This is a genomic window from Sphingomonas sp. TREG-RG-20F-R18-01 (genome assembly GCF_022662475.1).
GTDB lineage: Bacteria > Pseudomonadota > Alphaproteobacteria > Sphingomonadales > Sphingomonadaceae > Sphingomonas.
Window position 1 is genome coordinate 1 of record NZ_JAKNQQ010000048.1, and the last position, 874, is coordinate 874.

Genomic DNA, 874 nt, shown 5'->3' on the forward strand with positions numbered 1-874 from the left:
CGCATGGCGAAGCTCCCGAAACAGGTGATCGCCGACAAGGTCGCCGCCGTCGCCGCGACGCTCGAACTCGAGGCGTTGCTCGACCGCCGTCCCAGCGCGCTTTCCGGGGGGCAGCGGCAACGCGTGTCGATCGCCCGGGCGATCGTTCGCGATCCCGCGGTCCTGCTGCTCGACGAGCCGCTGTCCAACCTCGATACCGCGTTGCGGGTCCGGATGCGCCACGAGATCGCGCGGCTGCACCAGCGCCTCGGGGCGACGATGATCTACGTCACGCACGATCAGGTCGAGGCGATGACGCTCGCCAACCGGATCGTCGTGATGGCGCAAGGCCGCATCGAGCAGGTCGGTGCACCGCTCGACCTGTATCGCGCGCCGGCCACGATCCGCGTCGCCGCGGCGATCGGTTCGCCGGCGATCAATCTGCTGCCCGTGCGGATCGTGCAAGCCGAGCCGACCGTCGTGACCGTCGCGCTGCCGGATGGCGGGATTTGCCGGATCGACGCGGTGGTCCCGCAACGCGCCGTCGGTGGCTCCGCCACGCTCGGCGTCCGGCCCGAGCATCTCCATCCCGCACCGGACGGCGTGTTCGAGGGGCAGGTCGAACTGTTCGAGCGGCTGGGGCCATTGTCGTTCGCGCATCTCGGACACGGCGGCGATGCCGCCCATCTGGTCGCGCAATTGCCGCACGATCGCCACGTGGTGCTCGGCGAGACGCTGCGCTTCGCGATCGCCGCGTCGGACGCGCTCCTGTTCGATGGCGACGGTGCGGCCTATGCCCGACCGCGCGCGATCACCCCTTGATGCTGCCGCCGAGGATCCCGGTGAAATAATAGCGCTGCAAGGCGAGGAACAGCAGCAGGACCGGAAGCGTGGT

General features: G+C 69.7%; 1 protein-coding gene. It reads left to right on the forward strand.

Annotation, left to right across the window (positions count from 1 at the left end):
• On the forward strand, positions 1-801 hold an 801-nt coding region (locus L8K25_RS22570), incomplete at its 5' end, for an ATP-binding cassette domain-containing protein (RefSeq protein WP_242141266.1).
• Between the last annotated feature and the right edge of the window lie 73 nt (positions 802-874).